This window comes from Halomonas sp. DQ26W (assembly GCF_003339685.1).
In the GTDB taxonomy this organism is placed as follows: domain Bacteria; phylum Pseudomonadota; class Gammaproteobacteria; order Pseudomonadales; family Halomonadaceae; genus Halomonas.
Window position 1 is genome coordinate 1 of record NZ_QPKI01000021.1, and the last position, 22,380, is coordinate 22,380.

A 22,380-nucleotide genomic window follows, 5' to 3' on the forward strand; every position below is an offset into this window, starting at 1 on the left:
GCCCCGGCGGTATCAGGTTCGGCGTAGCGATCCCAGGGGAACTGCACCTTGACCCGGCCATGCTCGTCGCAGTGGATCTCCTCGCCCTCGGGCCCGACGACGAAGGCGACCTGCCGCCGGCGCGGCCGTGGTAGCTGCGCTCGCCCAGGTGAGACAGCACCGGGGGCGCGTCGGCGAAGACCAGGCGGTGGGCGGCGCTTGGTGTCTCACCGCCAGTCTCAAAGAACTCGTGGAAATAGAACAACCCCTCTTCGGCGGCGAGGCGCTGGACGAAGGCGAGATCCGTCTCGCGATACTGGGTCAGGTACTCCCGGGACTCGGGTTCGCGGGTGGCGGCGAAGGCCACGTCGCTCAGGCCGTGCTCATCGCACAGGGTGTTGAGCACGGTAAGCGGCGAGATGTTCTGGAAGATACGCGAGTTCTGGCGCAACCCAAGGCGCCACAGCGCGGGGCAAATCACCACATGGTAGAAGCTACGGCGGTGGCCGCTATCGCCGCAGCCGAACTCGCTCACCACCCCGTGAATGCGGCGCAGCGCCTCGCCATCCTGCCAGATCGTCAGCGTGGCCTCGCGGTCGAGGATAGCGTCGGCACCCAGGTTGGCGTCGCGGCTGGCGAAGCGTACCGTCAGTTCGAAGGGCGCGGAGAGCTGCTCGCGGTGGGTGAACTCGATGACCGCCACGTCCTCGGCCCCGGGTAGGGTCAAGGTGAATTGCAATCCGCTTGCCTTGGCCATTACGCCTCCCTGCGTCTGGAGTTAGCGCTCTACTGAGCGTGGAATGTTCGCGGTTTCTCGCGCGAAAAGCATACCAATCGCAGGGGTGAGTATCTGTGGGGCTTCACCGACAACATTGTAGGAAATGGCTTACATTCACCATCTGCGGTACGACAGCCGTCGCGAGAGAGCTCACGCTTTCCGCATTGGTCACGACTTCCCTTGTCGGCCCAGCCTGGCGGCTCTCATCCCAAGGTGGCCCGTTGACCTATTTCCTCGCACGGATTGGAGCCTCCGGGAATCCTGGCACGGGTCATCGCTTGATGGGCAGAATAGGGCGATACGGGTACCATACGGGTCATCTTCGAGCCCCGAACAGACGAGCCCTGGCACACCGATGAAATTGACGCTCCCGCACCTGGAAAGCCTGCTGCTGCGCGCCTGCGACGACCTGCGCGGCAGCATGGACGCCAGCGAGTACAAGGAATATATCTTCGGCATGCTGTTCCTCAAGCGTGCCAGCGATCTGTTCGACCAGCGTCGCAGGGAGCTGCGCAAGCGCTACCAGCATCAGGGGATGAACGAGGAGGATATTGCCGTCGAGCTGGAGGACCCGGATAACTACTCCGGTAAGTACTTCTATGTACCGCCCCGCGCTCGTTGGAACGAGCCATGGCAAAAGGAGGTGGTCGAGAACGGTGTTGCCAAGGTCATGCAGCGGCCTGCACTCAAGCACGTCAAGACGGATGTCGGCCGCGCGCTGAACAAGGCCCTGGGAGCCATCGAAGATACTAATATCGAGATTCTTCAGGATGTTCTGAAGGGCATCAACTTCAACCGCAAGATCGGTCAGCGTACGCTCGATGACGATACCCTGGCCGACTTTGTCCAGAACTTCGACAAGATCCCGCTACGCGACGAGGACTTTGAGTTTCCGGACCTGCTCGGTGCCGCCTACGAGTGGTTGATCAAGTACTTCGCCGACTCCGCCGGCAAGAAGGCGGGGGAGTTCTATACGCCTTGGGAAGTCGTCAGGCTCTGCGTCGAGATTTGCGACCCCGAGGAGGGGATGAGCGTATACGATCCAACAGTAGGTTCGGGCGGGATGCTGATCCAGATGCGCGACTACCTGCGCGAGAAGGGCGGCGATGCCGGCGAGCTGGCGCTCTACGGTCAGGAGAAGATCGGCACCACCTGGTCCATCTGCAAGATGAACATGCTGCTGCATGGGATATCCCACGCGGATATCCGCCAGGAGGACACCCTGCGCGAGCCGCAGCATTTCGACGACAACAATGAGCTGAAGCGCTTCGACCGCGTGGTGGCCAACCCGCCCTTCAGCCAGAACTATATCAAGAAGGATCTCAAGTTCAGCGGCCGCTTCCCGGTGATGATGCCCGAGAAGGGCAAGAAAGCGGACCTGATGTTCGTGCAGCATATGCTGGCCGTGCTTAAACACGATGGGCGCATGGCCACGGTCATGCCCCATGGCGTGCTGTTTCGCGGCGGTGAGGAGCGCGAAGCACGCAAGTACTTTATCGACCACGGCTACCTTGAGGCGGTGATCGGCCTGCCCGGCAATCTCTTCTACGGCACCGGCATTCCCGCTTGCTTGCTGGTGATGAACAAACAGGGCGCGAACCAGCGCCGGGGTGACCAGGGCAGCGTGCTTTTCATCAACGCCGACCGGGAGTACCGCGAAGGCAAGGCTCAGAATCACCTGCGCCCGGAAGATATCGACAAGATCATCTACGCTTACCGCCAGGGCGATGAGATTCCAGGCTATGCCCGCCCGGTGCCGGTAGCGGAAATTCAGGCAGAGGAGTACAACTGCAATATCCGTCGCTATGTGGACAACGCTCCTCCCCCCGAGCCCCACGACGTTCGCGCCCACCTCCATGGTGGCGTACCGGTCGCCGAGATCGAGAGTCTTGGCCATTACTGGGAGAACTATCCGCAGCTGAAGGACGATGCCTTCGTGCCCCGGGAAGTGGGCTATATGGACTTCTCGACGGTATTGAGTGACAAGCGGAAGATTGGCGACTTCGTCAATCTCCACCAGAGTGTGATGATGGCCAACCAGGCCTTCATGGAGACGCTTGAACGGTGGTGGCAGGCGAACCTGCCCATCGTCGAGGCGCTGGCGCCGGATGCCGACAACCAACAGGACAGGCCACGCAACGTCTACGTCATGCGTAGCCAGTTGCTGGAGAGCATCCAGCGGGCGCTGGCCGAGCAGCAGCTACTGACGGATTTCCAGATACGCGGGGCTTTCGCTACCTACGTGGATCACCTCAAGGCGGACTTCAAGTCCATCGCCGCCAGCGGCTGGGGGCCGGAGTTGATCCCTGACGAGGATATCCTGCAGAGCCAGTTCCCCGAGGTACTGGAGGAGCAGGAGCAGGCGCAGGCCCGCCTCGCCGAATTGCAGGCGCTGTTTGCCGCCGCCGACGAAGAGGACTTCGAAGACAGCGACGACACCGGCGTGCTGCCCGGCAGCGAGGTGAAGAACAAGAAGGAAGAGCTCAAGGCGCTGAATGCCGGGTGGAAAGCCGAGCTGAAACGCATAAAGGACTTGGCGACGCACCTATTCAGTGAGCTCAAGGTGGCGGGCAAGCTGCACGAGGGTAGCAAGAAGGCCTTCTATTGCAGCGAGGGGCTGACGGCGAAAGCGCCGCAGTTCGCCAACGGCCAGCGCATCATCGACCTGGCAGCCCAGCAGCGCTTTTCTACGCAGCTCGATCTGGCGCTGCGGCATGCCATGGAACAGGGCCAGCAGGCCTATGATAGCGCCCGGAGGCTCGACGCAAGCCTTGCTCGTCACAAGGGGTTGGAGGACGAAGCCAAGGCGCTCAAGGCGACGATCAAGGCCATCGAGAACAAGCGCGACGATCTGGTGGAAAGTGCGCGCAAGAAGATTTCCGTGGACGAGGCCCGCACGGTGATTATCGAGCGTCTGCGCCAGCGGCTGATGGCGATCTATCAAGGCTACCTGCGCACCGAGCAGCGCGCCTGCACCAAGGCCATCGAGAACCTGTGGAGCAAGTATGCGGTCACCGCCAGGGAGATCGAAGCCGAGCGGGATGAGGCATCACGGCAGTTGCAGGCGTTTTTGGTGGAGTTGGGGTATGAGTGAATGGAAAAGCTACGCTTTGGCAGAGTTGGCTGTCATTCGCGTTAGCAATGTCGATAAGAAAAGCAACGCGGGTGAGAGCCCCGTGTTGTTATGTAACTATATGGACGCCTACTCGAACGACTACGTTACTGAAGATGTCGAGTTTATGGAGGCAACAGCAACAGCCGTCGAGATCGAGAAATTTAAGATTGGCAAAGGCGATGTGCTGATCACCAAGGACTCTGAGACGCCCTATGATATAGGCATCCCATCGGTAGTAATTGACGAGATAGAAGGCTTGGTTTGTGGTTATCACCTAGCCTTGATCAAGCCAAGAGTCGATTTGGTTGATCCCGTTTTTTTGTCCAAGCAGTTGGCCTCTTATGAAACAGCCTCATATTTCTCAAGAGTGGCAGCAGGCTCAACACGCTACGGGTTATCCAATGGTGCAATTTCAAGAACAATGCTCCGTGCACCTCTATTGGATAAGCAAAGGAAGATTGCGAGAATCCTCCAAACCATCGACCAGGCCATCGAAAAAACCGAAGCCCTGATCGATAAGTACCAGCAGATCAAGACCGGGCTGATGCATGATCTCTTTACCCGCGGCATTGGCCCCGACGGTCAGCTTCGCCCGCCTCGCGAAGAAGCGCCAGAGCTGTACCATGAAACCCCGATTGGGTGGGTTCCGAAGGAGTGGGTAACGAAGCCACTCTCTGAAACTTGTGAATGGTATAGCGGAGGCACGCCTAGCAAAAGTCAAGAAGTTTGGTGGAGAGGTAATGTACCCTGGCTATCGCCGAAGGATATGAAGAGGTTTGAACTTTCCGATACCTACCATCACGTCACGCGAATTGCGGCGTTACAGGGGTCGCGCATTGTCCCAGAGAATACTGTTTTCATAGTCGTGCGCGGAATGATACTGGCACATTCGTTTCCAGTAGTTCTTTCTCAGAACGAGTTTGCGTTTAATCAAGATATTAAGGCGTTAATCGGGTGCAAGTCGCTTGGAAATCGATTTTTGGCATACTGGCTTGTTGCAAATGCCAATTCTTTTTTAAAGAAGACAACTGAGTCAACTCACGGTACAAAGAGGTTTGACCTGAAAGATTTGTATCAGATAAAAATAGGAGTTCCGTCAGCCACAGAACAAGATGAAATTGTTCTTCGTATGAACATCTTTGAGTGTATGGTTCAGTCAGAGATCAAGCGAAAAGGGAAGCTAAAGATACAAAAAATCGCCCTGATGCACGACCTCCTTACCGGCAAGGTCCCGGTCCGAGTTGATACAGTGGCCGAACCCGAGGCAGTCAATGCCTAGCCGCTACCCTAGCCTCAATCCGGGTAAGGCCCTTATCTGGCGCATTACCCACCGTCAGAACCTGCCCTGGATTCTGGCCAACGGCCTGCATGCCGGCAATGGCGGTGCGCGCTCACCGGATTGGGTGACCATTGGCAATGAGGACCTGATCGATCGTCGTGCGCGTCGTGCGGTGCCATTGCCTCCGGGTGGGGTGTTGAACGATTACGTGCCGTTTTACTTCACCCCCTTTTCGCCGATGATGTACAACATTTACACCGGCCGTGGTGGCGTACGGCAGGTGGCCAACGTCGATATCGTCATTCTGGTGTCCAGCCTGCCCAGGGTGGCGGATCTGGGCCTGCCCTATGTCTTCACCGACCGTCACGCCTACCCGGTAACGGCCAACTACTACAATGCGTTGGATCACCTGAGCGCCATTGATTGGCCGCTGCTGCAACAGCGCAACTTTCAGCGCGATCCGGACGACCCGGAGAAGGTGGAGCGCTACCAGGCAGAGGCGCTCGTTCATGGGTGGGTGCCCATTCACGCGATACTGGGTGCGGTTTGCTATACCGATGAGGTGCGGGCCGAACTACAACAACAAGCGGCGGGGTTGGGTGTCCAACTGGATATCCGCTGTATTCCCGGCTGGTACTTTTGAGGAGGCAGCCATGATCACCTATACGACAGGCAATCTGCTGGATGCCGAGGTCGAGGCGCTGGTGAACACCGTCAATACGGTGGGTGTCATGGGTAAGGGCATTGCGCTGATGTTCAAGGAGCGCTTTCCCGCCAATACCTCTGCCTATACCCGCGCCTGCAAGGCCGGCGAGGTGAAGACCGGCCAGGTGTTCGTGACCGAGACCGGAGAACTGATGGGCCCGCGCTGGATCGTCAACTTTCCCACCAAGCAGCACTGGCGCGCCAAATCCCAGCTGCAGTGGATTATCGACGGCCTGGCTGACCTGCGCCGTTTTATCGAGGAGAACCGGGTGCGCTCCATTGCCATTCCACCGCTGGGAGCAGGCAATGGCGGGCTGGAGTGGGCTGAGGTCAAGCCCCAAGTGGAGCAAGCCCTGGGAGACCTGGATGGCGTGAATATTGTTGTCTTCGAGCCGACGACCCAATATCAGAACGTCGCAAAACGCCAAGGCGTGGAAAAACTGACGCCGGCCCGTGCGCTGATCGCCGAGCTGGTGCGCCGCTACTGGGTGCTGGGCATGGAGTGCAGCCTGCTGGAAATTCAGAAGCTGGCCTGGTTCCTGGAGCGGTCGATTGACGCCGAAGGGCTGGAAAACCCGCTGGATCTGCGCTTTGAGGCCAATAACTACGGTCCCTACGCGGATAGGCTGCGTCATCTGTTGAACGGCCTGGATGGCAGCTACTTGAAAAGCGAAAAGCGCATCAATGATTGTGGTCCGCTGGATACCATCTGGTTCAATGATGCCAAGCGGGAGAAAGTGGCCCTGTACCTCAACACCGAAGCCAAAGCGTACCTGCCCGCGTTGGAAAAGACCGCAGCACTGATCGATGGCTTCGAGTCGCCTTTCGGGATGGAGCTGCTGGCTTCGGTAGATTGGCTGTTATCCCAGGCGCAGGCCGCACCAGACCCTGAATCGGTGATGGAAGGGGTGCGCCGCTGGCCGGGTGGTGAACACTCGGCACAACGTAAGCGTAAGCTGTTTGACCTCTCCAGCGTCGAGCTAGCCCTTAACCGGCTCGAAGTCATGGCGTTGCAGTCGGTGGGTTAATGTTCGTTGGAGATGGAATTTGAGTGAATACACCGAAGTCGAGCAGCCTTTTCTCCAGCAACTGCAGGCGTTGGGCTGGCAGATTGTCGATCAGGGGCAGGAGATTCCCTCGGACCCTGCCAAGAGCCTGCGTCTCAATTTTCGCCAGTGGCTGCTGCCCCGCGTGTTTGCCCAGGCGGTTGCCGATCTCAATCGCTTGCCTGACGGGCAGCCGTGGTTGAGCGGCAAGCAACTGCAGGATCTGCAGGATCAGATCCTGCGTCAGCCCAACCGGTCTCTACTGGAGGCCAACGAGGCGGTCCAGAAGCTGCTGTTCAAGGCCCAGGTCGATATCAACGACGTCACGGGTGAACAGGACCCGGTGGTTCGGCTGGTCGATTTCGACACCCCACAGAATAACCACTTCCTCGCCATCAACCAGTTCCGTGTCGACACGCCGGGCTGTGTGAAACAGTTCATCATCCCCGATATCGTGCTGTTCGTGAATGGCATTCCACTGGCGGTAGTGGAGTGCAAGAAGGGTGGGCCAACCTGCGCCAACCCCATGGCCGAAGCCTTCGTGCAGTTGCAGCGTTACATGAACTGCCGTCAGGCCACTGCCCAACAGGGGCTGAAAGAGGGTGAGCCGCGTCTGTTTCACAGCAGCCTGCTGCTGATTCGCACCACTGGGGTAGAGGCAGATTATGGCACTATTACCTCCGGTGAAGAGCACTTCTACCCGTGGAAGACCCTGTGGCCCCAGCCCGATAGCGTGGTCGAAGGGATGAATCCACAGCAGCGGCTTATCAGTGGAGTGCTCGATAAGGCCAACCTGCTAAGCCTGCTGCGCACCTGTTCGGTGTTCATGGATACCGATGGCGGCCCGCGCATCAAGGTAGTGGGGCGCTATCAGCAGTTCCGCGCGGCTAACAAAATCGTCGATCGGCTGCGCCGTGGCCAAACGGCGGAAGAGAAAAGCGGCGTGGTCTGGCACACCCAGGGCTCGGGTAAGAGCCTGACCATGGTGTTCCTGGCGCGGATGCTACGCGCCTCACGGGATCTGCACGACTACAAGATCTTGCTGATCAACGATCGAGTCGATCTGGAAGATCAGCTAGCCGAGACCGCAACCCTGATCGGTGGCCGGGTGAACGTTATTGAAAGCCGTCAGGCGCTGCGCAGCGACCTCGCCGGTGACTGTTCCGATATCAATATGGTTATGGCGCACAAGTTTCAGTTGCAGGACCAGAGCCTGCCGCTATCGGTAGCCGAAGCGCTGGGAACCTATCAGGCCATTCCTGGCAAGGAGACCTTTGGCGTCGTGAATGACTCGTCGCGCATCGTGCTGATGATCGATGAGGCTCACCGCACGCAGGGCTCCGACCTTGGCGAAAATATCTTCGAAGCGTTTCCCAATGCTGCGCGCATCGCCTTTACCGGTACGCCACTGATTACCGAACGTCACGGCGAGAAAAAAACCGTCAAACGTTTCGGCGAGTATATCGACACCTACAAGTTGATGGATGCGGTGGAGGACGGCACGACCCTGCAGATTCTCTACGAAGGGCGGACTGCCGATGCGGCTCTGAACGATAAACATGGCTTCGAAACGCAGTTCGAAAACCTGTTCAAGGATCGCAGCGAGGAGGAGCTGCTGGCGATCAAGAAGAAGTACGGTGCCACGGGTGACCTTCTGGAAGCCGAGCAGCGTATCGAGGCCATCGCCAAGGATATGGTCAAGCACTACCTCGAGCATATCTTTCCCAATGGGTTCAAGGCGCAGGTGGTCTGCCACTCCAAGCTGGCCGCCGTGCGCTATCAGAAGGCCATCCACCAGGCATTGGCTGATACGGCCAGCGCCATGCAATCCGCATCGCCTGCACTTGCCACGAAGGTCGCATCGCTGAAAGCCGCGGTAGTGATCTCGAGCGATGGTACCAATGAAGCCGCTTACGTCACCGAAGCACGAAAGCAGGCCAGGGCCTGGAATGCAGTCGAGAATTTCTGCCGCCCCTTTGCCTTCGACGACCCGGACAAGCCTTATGCCGGCATCGCTTTCCTGGTCGTGTGTGACATGCTGCTCACCGGTTTCGATGCGCCCATCGAGCAGGTGATGTATCTCGACAAGAAGATTCGCGAACATACGCTGCTACAGGCCATCGCCCGCACCAACCGAGTGAAGAAGGGCAAGCAGCGTGGCTATGTGGTGGATTATATTGGCCTGACCCATCACCTGACCGATGCGCTGACGCTCTACGCAACGACCGATGAGCAACAGGAACTGGCCAGCGGTCTGAAGAACATCAGCTCCGAAGTGCCGGTGCTGCAGGAGCGCTACCAACGCTTGTTGCAGCTCTTTGCCAGTCGCAAGGTCAGCCAGCTATCCGAATTTGTCGAGGGACAACTGGCCACTGTGGAAGAGGATGCAGCGGTGGTGCATGAGGCGGTGAAGGTGCTGAAGGATGAGAAGACTCGCGCCGACTTCGATGTCTATCTGAAGAAATTTCTGACCAGCCTGGATATCATCCTGCCACATGCCGCGGGCCACCCTTATCGGGTGCCGGCCAAACGGCTGGGTTATATTCTGCGTGTGGCCAAGGAGCGCTACAAGGATGACAGCCTTGATCTGGGCGATGCCGGTCAAAAGGTACGCGAGCTGATCAACAATCACTTGATCAGCTTGGGGATCAACCCCAAGGTTGCACCGGTTGAATTGCTCTCCGAGGACTTCATCGAGAAGCTCAACCAGCATGCGGGCGATAATGACGAAGCCAAGGCCAGCGAGATGGAGCATGCCCTTCGCAAGCACTGTACCGTCCACCACGATGAAGATCCGTCATTCTACAAGAGCCTGTCGGAAAAGGTTGAACAGCTGATTGACCAGTACCAGGGCCAGTGGGACAAGCTTGCTGAAGAGCTGGAGAAGTTGCGTCGGGTAGCGGCAGAGGGACGCCAGCAGGGCGATTACGGCATGAGCCGCGAGGCGACGACCTTTTTCGATCACATTGCCAGTGAAGCGTTTGAGAATGGCGAGGTACCGCATGACGCCAAGCCCAAGATGAAGGTAGTGATGGAGGCGGTGGTAGAAACCCTTCAGGAGAGCATTGGCAGTATCGACTTCTGGCATAACAGTGATAAGCAGAAAAGAACCCGGAGCGAAATCAAGGCGGCGATGACCCTGACCGGTGTTCCTGAGTTGAAAGCCAAGCGGGAAAGGATCGCTGTGGAAATCATGAAGCTTGCCAAGAACCGTCATGACGAGTTGCTCAAGGGTGCCAAGGGAGGTGGCTCATGAGTGCTCGTCGGGTCAGGGACATCGAATATCAGCTACTACCGGGCAGCTCGCGTAGAACCACGGACATTGTCATCGAGCGCGATGGTTGCATCGTCGTACGTCCACCCGCCAGCTACACGCCCGAGCAGGTGGATGCAGTGGTCGAGAGCAAGCGAATGTGGATCTACCGCAACCTGGCTGAGTGGAAAGACCTGAATGCCAGCGCCGTGGCTCGCGAATGGGTAAATGGCGAAAGCTTTCTCTATCTGGGCAGCGCCTATAGGTTGTCATTAGTGTCTCAGCAGAGCGCGCCTCTGAAGCTTAGGGAAGGGCGATTTTGTCTGAGCCGTGATGTCATCGAGCGAGGTGGTACGCCTGCGGCTCGTAACGCTTTTGTGTGCTTTTACGCTGACAAGGGGCAACAACGCTTTCGTGAGCGCGTGGCGTATTTCGCACCCAAGGTGGGTGTAGAGGTTGGCGGGATTAAAGTTAAAGACATGGGCTATCGTTGGGCTAGCTGCGGCAGGAGCGCCACTCTGAACTTCCATTGGAAGTGCATGATGGCGCCACCGAAGATCGTGGACTATATCGTCGTTCACGAGCTATGCCATTTTCATTATCGACATCATGGCGATACTTTCTGGAACGAGGTCGATAAGGTGCTCCCGGATTGGCGCGAGCGGAAGGAGTGGCTGCGCAAAAATGGAGCTGGTCTAGAATTGTAGTCGCCAGCTATTCACTTGGCACTGTAGCGTCGAACGGTGGTGCGGGTAGGGGTTTCAATCCTACCACTCCCAGCCGTCGCCCTTGAAGATCGCGCACCTGCCGCGCCAGCGTGAAGACATGCTCATCCACGGCGCCAAGGTCTTTCAGTACGGCAGCAAGATTGAGCAGGTAATCGCGGTTGGGGCCGCTGGGCCGTGGGGTATCCAGAATCATAAGCTGCGATTGGCTCTGCGCATGAGAGGCTGGGTCAACGTCTGCGCCATGATGACACCCGCCAGCACCAGCACGCCTCCAACCAGGTGGAACAGCGCGATTCGCTCGTTCAGGAAGGCCATGGCGATCAGGGCGCTGAACAGCGGCATCAGGTTGATGAAAATGCTCGCCTGGCTGGCGCCGATCTGGCGGATGGCGCGCATCCACAGGAAGGTGGTGACGATCGAGGCGGGAATGCCGGCGTAGAGAATCAGCCAGACGTTTTGACTGTCCACCGGCGTCATCGGCCCCAGCAGGTAGCCGGGCAGCAGGAACAGTACGGCGAAGCAGACCTGCACGTAGAGCACGACCCAGGGCGGCAGGTCCAGCGGCCAGCGCTTGAGCATGACACCGTAGAGCGCGTAGCAGGTAGCGGCGACCACCATCAGCAGGTCGCCCAGGGCGACTTCCAGCTGCAGCAGTGAGAGTGGGTTGCCGCGCCCCAGCAGTACGGTAACGCCAAACAGCGCCACGATACCGCCCAGGGTGCCACCGAGGCTCGGCGCCTCTCGCAGGATCAGCGCGCTGAGCAGTACGGTTAGCAGCGGCACCATGGCGGCAAGGATGCCCATGTTGGTAGCCGAGGTGGTCTCGGCGGCGACATAGGCCAGGCCCTGCCACAGCGCCATGCCGATCAGGCCCAGCACCGCAAGCTTGGGCCAGTGGCGTCGGATGGCATCGCGATGCTGCCAGGCGGACGGCAGCACGAAGGGCGTGAGCACGGCCAGTGCCAGCACCCAGCGCAGGAAGGCGATGCTGCTGGGAGCGATGGTGCCCACGGTGAGCTGGTTGATGGTCATGTTGCCCGACCAGATCAGCACGGCACCGAGCGGGGCCAGGAAATAGAGCAGCGGCATGGCGACCTCTTGAACAAGGCAAAGCCCCGCTGAGGCGGGGCTCTGGAGAGCTGTCATCATATCGCGCTGAAACGACGCTGCAAGTCATGAGACGGCTAATGGTATTAGCCGCTTGAAGTCGTGCCGACGAAGCGCCAGGCTGGTTGGGCGACACCCTAGCGCAGCTGACTGTCCTTGCTGCCGCGGCGGTTGTAGCCGCTATAGGTCGTCTGCTGCTTGTCTCGCTCGCTCTGGCAGGCAATGCACAGGCGCACACCCCTGATCGCCTCGCGGCGAGCCTGGGGAATCTCGTCTCCGCACTCCTCGCAGTGTGTCAGGCTCTCGCCGGTGGGAAGCTGGCTGCGTACCCGCTGCAGCGCATCTTCCACCGTACTTTCGATCTGCTCCTGCTCGGCGCCGTCTCTTGACCAGCCACCAGCCACTGTCCTTCCTCCCTGGCTCTTCGCGAGCCAATTTTCATCCTGAAAATCGCTTTGAAAAGCGACAAGGGCTTTGGCCCTCGTCGCCTATCCGGTCAAACGCCGAGGATTTCCTTGGCCTGGTTCAATAAATCTTCTGAGCGAGCATGGTCGCCGGCATTGTGAGCTTCCTCGCCCTCCTGGCGCAGCTCGTTGACCTGCTCGATTTCGGCCTCGCTTAGCTGGGCGACCTTGGCGTCGTCCTGCAGGGCCTCGTCGATCTCGCCCATCAGCATGGGGCAGCTGGCGGCCCAGGCCGGAAAGGCGAAGGCGAGTAATACCAGTGCGGCAAACAGTGTCTTTATCATCGTGGATGTCTCCTTTGAACGCAGCCGGTCGGCTGGTCCGAATGGATAGGCAATGCCTCGACCGTAACCGTCTTTCTGAGCCAGCTCTCCCCGACGTGATGCGGTGCCGGTGAGCCATCGGTTCGGCCGCTGTCAGTATAGATAACCCGGGCGAACTGCACAGGACAGAAACGCCCCGCTGTCATGCAACAGCAGGGCGCTTGCGAGGTTGGCCTGGCCTGGACTTCAGCCGATGGCGGCGACGCCGGCGCGAGCGACCTGCACGTCCTGGTCTGGCTTGACGCCGGAGATCCCGACGGTGCCGGCGACCTGGCCGTCGACGATCACCGGTACGCCGCCGGAGAGCATCGCCTTCATCGGGGCGGTGACGAAGGCGGTGCGGCCGTTGTTGATCATCTCTTCGAACAGCTGTGTCTCGCGGGCGCCATAGGCGGAGGTGCGCGCCTTCTCGGTGGCTGCCTCGACGCTGAACAGAGGCGCCTTGTCCAGGCGGCGCAGGCCGAGCAGGTGACCGCCGTCGTCGGCCACGGCAATGGTCACGGCCCAGCCGTTGGCTTCCGCTTCCTGCTGGGCGGCATCGAGAATGGCGTTGACGTCGGTCAGGGTGAGTACGGGCTTGGTCTTCATGGGTATCTCCTTGGTTCGAGCTACTGTTGCCGGTGATGAGCTTCCCGGCGACAAGCCTTCGCGAGGGCGCTGTGAACCCGTCCCTGGGCGCTACTTTTGCCATCCATGGCAAAAGACCCTCGTTTCGCCTTGTCCCCGGCGCTCATCGGATGCGGTGCTGAATGTTCTTTTAAGCGCTGCCCGCCGAGGCTAGCTGTTTACGGGCGGAGACAGGGCTTCGTTGACGATTTCTATCCAGTGTCTGACGGGCGTTCGCCCCGCGCCGTTGAGGTGGGTCTGGCAGCCGATATTGGCGGTCACGATGAGCTCCGGGGCGCCGGCTTCCAGGGCGTTGAGCTTGTTGTCGCGCAATTGGGTGGCAAGTTCCGGCTGGGTGATGGAGTAGGTGCCCGCCGAGCCGCAGCAGAGGTGGGCGTCCTGTACAGGCGTCAGCGAAAAGCCGAGCTTGACCAGCACGCCTTCGACGGCGCCGCCGAGCTTCTGGGCATGCTGCAGGGTGCAGGGGCAGTGGAAGGCGAGCCTGCGGCTCTCCTTCACCTTCAGCATTTCCAGGTCCTCGTCGCGCAGCACTTCAACGAGATCGCGAGCCAGCTCACTGACCCGGCGGGCTTTTTCGGCGTAGTCGGGGTCGCCCTCCAGCATCTCGCCGTACTCCTTGACGAAGGCACCACAGCCGCTGGCGGTCTGCACGATGGCTTCGGCACCGGCCTCTACGTGTGGCCACCAGGCGTCGATATTGGCGCGAATACGGGCTCGGCCGTCGTCCTGGGCGTTGAGGTGGAAATCCACAGCGCCACAGCAGCCTGCCTCGGGAGCCGGGGTGAGGCCAATGCCCAGACGGTCCAGCACCCTTGCCGTGGCGGCATTGGTGTTGGGCGAAAGCCCCGGCTGCACGCAGCCTTCGAGAATCAGCATCTGGCGTTGGTGTCTCTTGCCCTCGGGCCGTGCCCCGGCATCCACCGGCTTGGGCGGCAGCTTGTCCTTGAGCTTCCCTGGCACCAGCGGCTTGAAGGTCTGGCCCAGTTTGAGCAGCGCCTGGAAGCGTTTGGGATCGGTCAGGGCCTTGCGCAGCCCATAGCGCAGGGCGCGGTCGCTAGCCTTGCGCGGCACCCGCCGTTCGATCTCGGCGCGGCCGATGTCGAGCAGCTTGTGGTACTCCACGCCGGAGGGGCAGGTGGTCTCGCAGTTGCGACAGGTCAGGCAGCGGTCCAGGTGCAGCCGGGTCTGCTCGGTGACGTTCACGTCGTCGTCGGGGTTCTCCAGCATCTCCTTCATCAGGTAGATGCGTCCCCGGGGGCCGTCGCGTTCGTCGCCCAGCAATTGATAGGTAGGGCAGGTGGCGTTGCAGAAGCCGCAGTGAACGCAGCTGCGCAGGACGCGGTCGGCCTCGCGGATGTGCGGCTTCTTGAGGTCTTCCTCGGTAAAGTGCGTCTGCATGTCGGTTTCCTCGATACGTCTCAGAACGCTGCGTAGAGCCGGCCCGGGTTGAAGATGCCCTTGGGGTCGAGCTCGGCCTTGAGGTTGCGGTGATACTTCAGCAGCACCGATGGCAGCGGGGTAAAGGGCTCGTCGCTTCCCGGCCCTCCACAGGCGCCCAGGTAGGTGGCATGACCATCGACGCGCCGGCAGGCGCTGCGCAGGGTCTCGGCATCGATGGCACTCCTGACCCAGCACTGGGCGCCGGCCCAGTCGTGGATCATCGAGGCTTCCGCTGCGTCGGCGAGCCCCAGCGAGGCCGTGCGATGGGGCAGTGACAGGCGCCACAGGGGCCGGTCGCTGGCCCTGGCGGAGGCGTCACCCTGGCCGAAGAAGTCCAGCTTCAGGTCCCGTAACGCGGGCCAGAATTTCTCATCCAGCTCGTCGCCGCCAAGACGCTCGCGGGTGGCGGCCACGGAGCTCGGCCCACCTTCCAGGCGGATATGCAGGGCGCCCTCCAGCCAGGCTGCCGCACTGATGGGCAGCGGCTCACGGCCCCAGTCGGCCAGCCTGTTGCGCGCCTCCTCGAGTGAGATATCCAGGTGCAGGCTGCGGCTGGCGCCGGGCCGGGGCAGCACCTTGAAGGTGACTTCGGTGAGCAGCCCGAGGGTGCCCTGGGCGCCGACCATCAGCCTCGACAGGTCGTAGCCAGCGACGTTTTTCATTACCTGGCCGCCGAAGCGCTGCTCGATCCCTTCGTGACCGAGCACCCGGGCGCCGAGCACGAAATCACGTACGCTGCCGGCCCAGGGGCGGCGTGGGCCGGAGAGGCCGGTGGCGACCATGCCGCCCACGGTGCTCGCTTCACCAAAGCGTGGCGGCTCGAAGGGCAGCATCTGCCCCTGCTCGGCGAGGGCGGCCTCGAGCTCGGCGAGAGGGGTGCCGCTGCGCACCGATACCACCAGCTCCACCGGGTCGTAGAAGGTGATGCCGCGGTGTTCGGCGGTGGATAGCACTTCGCCCTCGGTGGGACGGCCGTAGAAGCCGCGGGTATCGCCGCCGACGATGCGCAGCGGTGTGCCGGTGGCACTCGCCTGACGGATGCGCTCTGCCAATGACTCGCTGGCGTCATGGTCATGGGGCGTCGTTGCTGTCTTGTCCATGGTCACTCCAGTCAGCCTTGCTTGGCGGGGTCGGCTGCCGCGCTCTTGATGGTGCGGAATTCCGAGCAGCGCGCCGGTGTGGGAATGTTCTTGCCCGGGTTGAGCAGGCCCGTCGGATCGAAGGCGGCCTTGGCGGCGCGGAAGGTGGCCAGCTCGTCGGGGCGGAACTGGGCGCACATCTGGTTGATCTTCTCGCGGCCAACGCCATGCTCGCCGGTGATGGTGCCGCCCACCTCGACGCACAGTTCCAGGATCTTGCCGCCCAGCGCCTCGGCCTCGTCCAGCTCGCCCGGGGTGTTGGCATCGAACAGGATCAGCGGGTGCATGTTGCCGTCGCCGGCATGGAAGACGTTGGCCACGCGCAGGCCGTACTGCTCGGACAGGTCGGAGATGCCCTTCAGCACCCGGGCCAGCTCGCGGCGGGGTATGGTGCCGTCCATGCAGTAGTAGTCCGGCGACATGCGGCCCACTGCGGGGAAGGCGTTCTTGCGACCAGCCCAGAACAGCGCGCGCTCGGCATCGTCGCGGGCCTGCTGGATACCGGTGGCGCCGGCCGCCTCGAGTACGCGGCGAACGGTCTCGCAGTCGTCATCGACATCGGCTTCGACGCCATCCAGTTCGCAGAGCAGGATGGCGGCGGCCTCCACCGGATAGCCGGCGCCGATGAAGTCCTCGGCGGCGCGAATCGCCAGGTTGTCCATCATCTCCAGGCCGCCGGGAATGATCCCCGCTGCGATGATCGAGCCCACGGCATTGCCGGCCTTCTCGATGTCGTCGAAGCTGGCCATCAGCACCTTGGCGGTCTCGGGCTTGGGCAGCAGCTTGACGGTGATCTCGGTGACCACGCCGAGCATGCCCTCTGAGCCATTGAACAGCGCCAGCAGGTCGAAGCCGGGGGCGTCCAGGGCATCGCTGCCCAGGGTCATGTGCTCGCCCTCGATGGTCAGTACCTCGACCTTGATCACGTTGTGCACGGTCAGGCCGTACTTGAGGCAGTGCACGCCGCCGGCGTTCTCGGCCACGTTGCCGCCGATGGAGCAGGCGATCTGGGAAGAGGGGTCCGGGGCGTAGTAGAGGCCATAGGGTGAGGCCGCCTCGGAGATGGCCAGGTTGCGTACCCCGGGCTCGACCCGGGCAATTCGTGCCTCGGGGTCGATCTCCAGGATGCGGCTGAAGCGCGACAGCACCAGCAGCACGCCGTGCTCCAACGGCATGGCACCGCCCGAGAGGCCGGTGCCGGCCCCGCGGGTCACCACCGGCACACCCAGGCGGTGGCAGGTCTTGAGCAGCTGTTCGACCTGGGCCAGGGTCTCTGGCAGCGCCACCAGCATGGGCAGGGTGCGATAGACCGAGAGGCCGTCGCACTCGAAGGGGTGCAGGTCTTCTTCACGATGCAGCAGCGTCAGGCCAGGCACGTCCTGGGCGAGACTGTCACGGATGGCGGTCTTGTCCAGCTTCGGCGCGGCGCCATCGAGTCGTTCATCGTAGAGGATATTCATAGAGACGCCTCATTGAGAGTCATGGCGGCAGGGGCGTAGCGGCATGCCAGGTCAGGAGTTTGCTACGTTGCGGCTTTCCTCGTCGTCGATAACGCCGGCGATCGAGGCTACCTCGAGCTTGTTGCACAGATGCTCGCGCAGTACCTGGCCCAACCGCTTGCTGTCACGCTTCTTGAGTGCGGCGATCATCTCTTCATGGTCCTGTACGGCGCGGCGCCAATAGCTGTCGGTCATCTTCTTGGAATAACGAACCCGCTTCACCCGCTGACTGAGGTTATTGTACATCTCCAGCAGTGCATCGTTGTTGGAGGCGGCCAGCAAGCTCTCGTGGATCCGCTGGTTCACCTGGAAATATTCCGGCAGCTCACGATTGTGATAATGCTCGAGCATGCGGTCGTGCAGCGCGCAGATCGTCGCGATGCCCTCCTCGCTGATCTGCTGGCAAGCCAACTCGCCCGAGAGCCCTTCGAGGGCGCCCATCAGATCATAGGTGTCCTTGACCTGCTTCAGGGTCAATTGTCTGACTCGCGCACCCCGATTGGGCAGCAGTTCCACCAGGCCCTCCGAGGCCAGCACCTTGAGCGCTTCGCGTAGGGGCGTGCGTGATACGCCGAAACTCTCGCACAGCTGCTTCTCGGAGATGCGTTCCCCGGGTGCGAGTTCCCCTTGCTCGATGAGGTCTCGGATGCGATCGGCGACCTCTCGGTAGAGGGTACGAGGCTGAATCTTGGTCATGGATATTTTTCCTTGTCCGCTGTCGCTAGCGTGGCTTTTTCCTGCTTGGCGAACGGTGTTGCTTCTCTTGCCCGCTATTCAAGCACAACGCGCAGTTGACGGCATACCTAGCGAGGACTCATGAATTAGAAATGCTCTCTTGCCTTCTGATCCTGCCGCCGAGCGCGAGGATGATTGCGGCTTGACACTTCTTCTCGGATAGGACTAGCTTAGATCGTAGACGCATTTAGAATAAAGAATTCATTTTGCCTGCGTCTGACCAGCCCGCAACAAAAGAGCCAACACTACAAAAAGAGGAAAAGCGCCATGCATCTGCTACGTCTCACGGCGGTAGCCGCCGCCGTTGCCCTAGTCTCGGCCCCCCTCCAGGCTCGCGAGATTACCTTCGGCCATGTCGGAGGCCCCGACTCCCTGTTCTCCGACTCGGCCAATTACTTCGCTGAACTTGTCAACGAGCGTCTCCCCGAGCCCTACGAGGTGGTGGTTTTCGGCTCCAGCCAGCTGGGTACCGACTCAGAGCTGCTGCAGCGCATGCGGCTGGGTACCGTCGACCTGGCACTGCCTTCCACCATCATGTCCTCGGTAGCGGACGAGTTCGGTCTCTTCGAACTGCCCTATCTCATTCAGGATCGCGAGCACATGAAGCGGGTCGAGGAGGAGATCGTCTGGCCTGAGCTGGCGCCGCTGGCCGAGGAGAACGGCTATCGTATCCTGGCTGTCTGGGAGAACGGCTTCCGGCATATCACCAACAACCGGCGTGCCATCCACACGCCCGAGGACCTGCGCGGCATCAAGCTTCGGGTGCCCCAGGGCGTGTGGCGCGTGAGGATGTTCGAGGAGTATGGCGCCGAGCCCTCGCCGATGTCGCTCTCCGAGGTCTTCATGGCCCTGCAGACCGGCGTCATGGACGGCCAGGAGAACCCCCTGGCGCAGATTGCCGGCCAGCGCTTCCAGGAGGTGCAGGACTACCTGTCACTGACGGGTCACGTCTATACGCCGGCCTATCTCACCGCCGGACGCCGCTTCAACAACCTGCCCGATGAAATCCAGGAGATCATCATCGAGGCGGCCAAGGAGACCCAGACATTCGTATACGAGCATGCCGCCCAGCTCGATGAAGACCTGATCGACGTGATCCGTCAGGCGAATACCGAGGTCAACGAGGTCGATACCTCGGTCTTCATCGAGGCCTCAGGATCCATCTACGAGGCCTTCGCCAGTGAAGTGTCCGGCTCTCAGGAACTGATCGACAGGGTGCTGGAGCTCGGCAACGACTCCTGATCTGCCTTGCGTCACTCGCAGGGCACCCGCCCCCATGCCCCTCGGCGTGGGGGATCCTGTCCACTTTTCTGAACGAGTCGAGACCCATGGGTACCGTGAATAACATTTCCCGCATCCTGGAGCGTCTTCTCGAGATCATCACCGTGGTGCTGATGGTTTCGCTGACGCTGGTGGTGCTCTATGCGGTGGTGACCCGCTACGCCTGGCGCACCCCCTCCTGGTATGACGAAGTGGCCGCCATCATGCTGGTGTGGCTGACCTACTATGCCGGGGCGCTGGCGGCGCTCAAGCGTGGCCACATTGGCGTCGATGGCGTACTGGCCGCCATGCCAGTGCAAATCCGCATGCCGATTGCCTATCTCACCGAGGCGCTGTTCATCGGCTTCTTCCTGGTGCTTGGCTGGGCCGGCCTGGTGGTCCTCGATGTCATGCAGGGCATGGCATTGATCACCCTGCGCTGGGTGCCGCTCACCTTCACCCAGTCAGTCATTCCCATCGGGGCGGCGCTGTTCATCATCGCCCAACTGCTCAGCATGCCGGGTCATCTGACCAGGATGCGCTCGGGCCTCACTCAGGAAGAAGAAGAGATCCGCCACGCCATCGCCGAGGCCGAACGTGACAACGCGCGGGCTGGCTTCACTGCGGATGCCCTGACCAAGAGGGATCAGCCATGACACTGCCCTTCATGATAATCGGCCTGCTGGGGCTGATCCTGATGGGGCTGCCCATCGCGGTGGCCCTGGCGATCGTCGCGACGGTGGCCATCGTGGTCTACCAGGGCCTGGATATGCTGCCCAACATCGGGCTGACGATGTTCGAGGGGGCGAGCAGCTTCCCGCTGCTGGCGATCCCGATGTTCGTGCTGGCCGGGGCCATCATGAACACGGGGGGCATCTCCAAGCGCCTGATCGCCTTTGCCTCGGCGCTGTTCGGTTTTATCCGGGGGGGACTGGCGATGATCAACATCGGCGTCTCGCTGTTCTTCGCCGAGATTTCCGGCTCGGCGGTGGCCGACGTGGCCGCCACCGGCTCCGTGTTGATCCCGGCCATGAAGAAGCGCGGCTACCCGGCGCCCTTCGCCGCGGCCGTGACCTCCTCGTCGGCGTCCCTGGCGATTATCATTCCCCCCTCCATCCCGATGATCCTCTACGGCGTCATGTCCGGCGCCTCCATCGTCCAGCTGTTCGTGGCCGGTATCGTGCCAGGGCTGCTGGGGGCCGGTGGCTTGATGGCCTTGAGCTACTACTATGCCCGCAAGTACGACTGGCCGGTGGAGGAGGTCTTCCAGTTCAAGCGCGTCAGGCAGACCGCCAAGGAAGCGAGCTGGGCCCTGACCCTGCCGATCATCATCCTCGGCTCCATCTTCGGCGGCTTCGTGACCGCCACCGAAGGTGCGGGGCTGGCAGTGGCGGCGGCGGTCTTCATCAGTGCCGTGATCTACCGTGAGCTGGATCTGCGCACTCTCTATAAGGCTATCATCGATGGGGGCCAGCAGACCGCCGTGGTGATGCTGCTGGTGGCGGCCTCGGCCCTGATCGGCGTGTTCCTGACCGAGATGCGCATGCCCCAGCAACTGGCCCAGGCGGTGTTGGGCCTGACGGACAACAAGTATCTCATCCTGATGATGCTGAACGTCTTCTTTCTGCTGATCGGGCTTTTTCTGCATTCTGCGGCGGCGATCATCCTGGTGGTGCCCATCGTCATGCCGCTGGTCGGCGCGGCGGGGATCGATCCGGTTCACTTCGGCCTGGTGGTCTGTCTCAACCTTGCCATAGGGCAGCAGACACCGCCGGTGGCGAGCGTGCTGATCACAGCCTGCTCGATCGCCAAGACGGATGTCTGGTCGGTGACCCGGTCGAACCTCGGCTTCATCAGCGTGCTGCTCTTCATTTTGCTGCTGGTGACCTACATCCCTGCCATTCCGATGGCCCTGGTGGAGTTCTTCTACCGCTAGGGAGAGGCCCGGCTTGCAGCGCGCTTCCAGGCGCTGTTCGGCCGGGCTAGCTGTGGATAAGGGGGAGGCGGCAGCTGGAATAATCTGAATTCATTATTCATATTAAGGTGCCAGGCCGGCATGTGGGAGAGGCACGATGAATGGGAATACCTTGCTGTATGAGGTTCGAAACGGTGTGGCATGGCTCGGCTTCAACCGTCCTGAAAGCCGCAACGCCATGACCTGGGAGATGTACGACGCGCTCTCCGAGCACTGCGACCGCATCAATGAGAATGACGCCATCCATGCAGTGGTACTGCATGGGGTGGGCGGCGAGGCCTTCGTGGCGGGGACCGACATTGGCCAGTTCGAGCACTTCAGCGACCCCGAGGACGCCATCGGCTACGAGCAGCGCATCGATGCGGTGGTCGGCAAGCTCGAGGCTCTCGACAAGCCCACCATCGCCTTGCTGGAGGGCGCCTGCGTGGGCGGAGGCGCGGCGCTCGCCCTGGTCTGCGACTTCCGCTATGCCACGCCGAGTCTCACGTTCGGCGTGCCGATCGCTCGCACCTTGGGCAACACGCTCTCCATCACCAATGTCTCGCGATTGATCGACATGCTGGGGGTGGCTCGCACCAAGGAGGCGCTGATGCTGGGCACCCTCTTCGATGCAGAGCAGATCTATGCGGCCGGGCTGCTCAACGCGGTTGTCGCGCCCGAGCACATTCATGAAGAGGTAGCCGAGGTGGCAGAGCAGCTGGGACGGCGAGCGCCACTCACTCTCAAGGCCAGCAAGGCGCTGGTTGGCAGGGTGCTGGCTCATCGCCGCCTCGAGAGGGATGCCAGCGATGACTGGGTTACCGCCTGCTACATGAGCGACGACTTCAAGGCGGCGGTGAGCAAGTTCCTGCATAAGACACCCTTCGAGTGGACCGGCCGCTGAGCCGGTCAACGGGCCGGCCGATGCTGGCATGACACGACAACGACA

19 protein-coding genes are annotated in these 22,380 nt (G+C 61.1%); 10 read left to right on the forward strand and 9 right to left on the reverse strand.

All coding sequences use genetic code 11. The features are described 5' to 3' along the window. Positions 1 to 736 (reverse strand): contractile injection system protein, VgrG/Pvc8 family (locus DU490_RS11720; RefSeq protein WP_258801644.1); only part of this gene is annotated, 736 nt, incomplete at its 3' end. 376 nt (positions 737 to 1,112) lie between these two features. Between DU490_RS11720 and DU490_RS11725 the strand changes: the two genes are divergently transcribed. Genes DU490_RS11725 through DU490_RS11750 form a run of 6 tightly spaced genes read left to right on the forward strand, consistent with a single transcriptional unit; the run spans position 1,113 to position 10,862 of the window. After that, entirely contained in the window at positions 1,113 to 3,851 is a 2,739-nt protein-coding gene (locus tag DU490_RS11725) for an N-6 DNA methylase (protein WP_114574477.1), read from the forward strand. Further along, complete coding sequence (locus DU490_RS11730) at positions 3,844 to 5,151, forward strand: restriction endonuclease subunit S (protein ID WP_181870027.1); 1,308 nt, start codon at positions 3,844 to 3,846, stop codon at positions 5,149 to 5,151. The genes DU490_RS11725 and DU490_RS11730 overlap by 8 nt, the downstream gene beginning before the upstream one ends. Then, the gene (locus DU490_RS11735; RefSeq protein WP_114574479.1) at positions 5,144 to 5,794 is read left to right on the forward strand and encodes a DUF4433 domain-containing protein; all 651 of its coding nucleotides are present in this window, start codon (positions 5,144 to 5,146) and stop codon (positions 5,792 to 5,794) included. The genes DU490_RS11730 and DU490_RS11735 overlap by 8 nt, the downstream gene beginning before the upstream one ends. 10 nt (positions 5,795 to 5,804) lie before the next feature. Next, positions 5,805 to 6,884: a macro domain-containing protein gene (locus tag DU490_RS11740; RefSeq protein ID WP_114574480.1), complete on the forward strand. Its 1,080-nt coding sequence runs from the start codon at positions 5,805 to 5,807 to the stop codon at positions 6,882 to 6,884. A gap of 19 nt (positions 6,885 to 6,903) precedes the next feature. After that, positions 6,904 to 10,158 carry a type I restriction endonuclease subunit R gene (locus DU490_RS11745; RefSeq protein ID WP_114574481.1) on the forward strand — a complete coding sequence of 1,085 codons (3,255 nt, stop codon included), beginning with the start codon at positions 6,904 to 6,906 and terminating at the stop codon, positions 10,156 to 10,158. After that, on the forward strand, positions 10,155 to 10,862 hold the full coding sequence (locus tag DU490_RS11750; protein WP_114574482.1) for a M48 family metallopeptidase: 708 nt from the start codon (positions 10,155 to 10,157) through the stop codon (positions 10,860 to 10,862). The genes DU490_RS11745 and DU490_RS11750 overlap by 4 nt, the downstream gene beginning before the upstream one ends. A gap of 210 nt (positions 10,863 to 11,072) precedes the next feature. Here the strand turns inward: DU490_RS11750 and DU490_RS11760 are convergent, their stop codons facing one another. The 8 genes from DU490_RS11760 to DU490_RS11795 all read right to left on the reverse strand — a co-directional run bounded on the left by DU490_RS11760 (position 11,073) and on the right by DU490_RS11795 (position 18,178). After that, positions 11,073 to 11,972: a DMT family transporter gene (locus DU490_RS11760; RefSeq protein WP_114574483.1), complete on the reverse strand. Its 900-nt coding sequence runs from the start codon at positions 11,970 to 11,972 to the stop codon at positions 11,073 to 11,075. A gap of 155 nt (positions 11,973 to 12,127) precedes the next feature. Further along, a complete protein-coding gene (locus DU490_RS11765; protein WP_114574484.1) occupies positions 12,128 to 12,394 on the reverse strand; it encodes a DksA/TraR family C4-type zinc finger protein in 267 nt (88 codons plus the stop codon). Between the two features lie 92 nt (positions 12,395 to 12,486). Then, positions 12,487 to 12,738, reverse strand: a complete 252-nt coding sequence (locus DU490_RS11770; protein WP_114574485.1) for a hypothetical protein — start codon at positions 12,736 to 12,738, stop codon at positions 12,487 to 12,489. A 225-nt stretch (positions 12,739 to 12,963) separates the two neighbouring features. After that, positions 12,964 to 13,365: a heme-binding protein gene (locus DU490_RS11775; RefSeq protein ID WP_114574486.1), complete on the reverse strand. Its 402-nt coding sequence runs from the start codon at positions 13,363 to 13,365 to the stop codon at positions 12,964 to 12,966. Between the two features lie 189 nt (positions 13,366 to 13,554). After that, positions 13,555 to 14,802, reverse strand: coding sequence for a glycolate oxidase subunit GlcF (gene glcF, locus DU490_RS11780; RefSeq protein WP_114574487.1), 1,248 nt, complete (start codon positions 14,800 to 14,802; stop codon positions 13,555 to 13,557). A 20-nt stretch (positions 14,803 to 14,822) separates the two neighbouring features. Beyond that, entirely contained in the window at positions 14,823 to 15,944 is a 1,122-nt protein-coding gene (gene glcE / locus DU490_RS11785; protein ID WP_114574488.1) for a glycolate oxidase subunit GlcE, read from the reverse strand. 11 nt (positions 15,945 to 15,955) lie between these two features. Next, positions 15,956 to 17,443: a glycolate oxidase subunit GlcD gene (gene glcD, locus DU490_RS11790; protein ID WP_114574489.1), complete on the reverse strand. Its 1,488-nt coding sequence runs from the start codon at positions 17,441 to 17,443 to the stop codon at positions 15,956 to 15,958. A gap of 51 nt (positions 17,444 to 17,494) precedes the next feature. Then, a complete protein-coding gene (locus DU490_RS11795) occupies positions 17,495 to 18,178 on the reverse strand; it encodes a GntR family transcriptional regulator (RefSeq protein WP_114574490.1) in 684 nt (227 codons plus the stop codon). Positions 18,179 to 18,484: 306 nt separating this feature from the next. On the opposite strand from DU490_RS11795, the gene DU490_RS11800 reads away from it, so the two are divergent. The 4 genes from DU490_RS11800 to DU490_RS11815 all read left to right on the forward strand — a co-directional run bounded on the left by DU490_RS11800 (position 18,485) and on the right by DU490_RS11815 (position 22,335). Then, positions 18,485 to 19,459, forward strand: a complete 975-nt coding sequence (locus tag DU490_RS11800; RefSeq protein ID WP_181870028.1) for a TRAP transporter substrate-binding protein — start codon at positions 18,485 to 18,487, stop codon at positions 19,457 to 19,459. 86 nt (positions 19,460 to 19,545) lie between these two features. After that, positions 19,546 to 20,133, forward strand: coding sequence for a TRAP transporter small permease (locus tag DU490_RS11805; protein ID WP_114574491.1), 588 nt, complete (start codon positions 19,546 to 19,548; stop codon positions 20,131 to 20,133). Next, positions 20,130 to 21,413, forward strand: coding sequence for a TRAP transporter large permease (locus tag DU490_RS11810; protein ID WP_114574492.1), 1,284 nt, complete (start codon positions 20,130 to 20,132; stop codon positions 21,411 to 21,413). Before DU490_RS11805 ends, DU490_RS11810 begins: the two co-directional genes overlap by 4 nt. 136 nt (positions 21,414 to 21,549) lie before the next feature. Continuing rightward, on the forward strand, positions 21,550 to 22,335 hold the full coding sequence (locus tag DU490_RS11815) for an enoyl-CoA hydratase/isomerase family protein (protein ID WP_114574493.1): 786 nt from the start codon (positions 21,550 to 21,552) through the stop codon (positions 22,333 to 22,335). Positions 22,336 to 22,380 lie beyond the last annotated feature (45 nt).

Bases quoted from the DNA above. Each gene is read 5' to 3' on its own strand.
- DU490_RS11725 (WP_114574477.1), top strand. From the start codon at position 1,113: ATGAAATTGACGCTCCCGCACCTGGAAAGCCTGCTGCTGCGCGCCTGC.
- DU490_RS11730 (WP_181870027.1), top strand. From the start codon at position 3,844: ATGAGTGAATGGAAAAGCTACGCTTTGGCAGAGTTGGCTGTCATTCGC.
- DU490_RS11735 (WP_114574479.1), top strand. From the start codon at position 5,144: ATGCCTAGCCGCTACCCTAGCCTCAATCCGGGTAAGGCCCTTATCTGG.
- DU490_RS11740 (WP_114574480.1), top strand. From the start codon at position 5,805: ATGATCACCTATACGACAGGCAATCTGCTGGATGCCGAGGTCGAGGCG.
- DU490_RS11750 (WP_114574482.1), top strand. From the start codon at position 10,155: ATGAGTGCTCGTCGGGTCAGGGACATCGAATATCAGCTACTACCGGGC.
- DU490_RS11760 (WP_114574483.1), bottom strand. From the start codon at position 11,972: ATGCCGCTGCTCTATTTCCTGGCCCCGCTCGGTGCCGTGCTGATCTGG.
- DU490_RS11770 (WP_114574485.1), bottom strand. From the start codon at position 12,738: ATGATAAAGACACTGTTTGCCGCACTGGTATTACTCGCCTTCGCCTTT.
- DU490_RS11775 (WP_114574486.1), bottom strand. From the start codon at position 13,365: ATGAAGACCAAGCCCGTACTCACCCTGACCGACGTCAACGCCATTCTC.
- glcF (WP_114574487.1), bottom strand. From the start codon at position 14,802: ATGCAGACGCACTTTACCGAGGAAGACCTCAAGAAGCCGCACATCCGC.
- glcE (WP_114574488.1), bottom strand. From the start codon at position 15,944: ATGGACAAGACAGCAACGACGCCCCATGACCATGACGCCAGCGAGTCA.
- glcD (WP_114574489.1), bottom strand. From the start codon at position 17,443: ATGAATATCCTCTACGATGAACGACTCGATGGCGCCGCGCCGAAGCTG.
- DU490_RS11795 (WP_114574490.1), bottom strand. From the start codon at position 18,178: ATGACCAAGATTCAGCCTCGTACCCTCTACCGAGAGGTCGCCGATCGC.
- DU490_RS11800 (WP_181870028.1), top strand. From the start codon at position 18,485: ATGCATCTGCTACGTCTCACGGCGGTAGCCGCCGCCGTTGCCCTAGTC.
- DU490_RS11805 (WP_114574491.1), top strand. From the start codon at position 19,546: ATGGGTACCGTGAATAACATTTCCCGCATCCTGGAGCGTCTTCTCGAG.
- DU490_RS11810 (WP_114574492.1), top strand. From the start codon at position 20,130: ATGACACTGCCCTTCATGATAATCGGCCTGCTGGGGCTGATCCTGATG.
- DU490_RS11815 (WP_114574493.1), top strand. From the start codon at position 21,550: ATGAATGGGAATACCTTGCTGTATGAGGTTCGAAACGGTGTGGCATGG.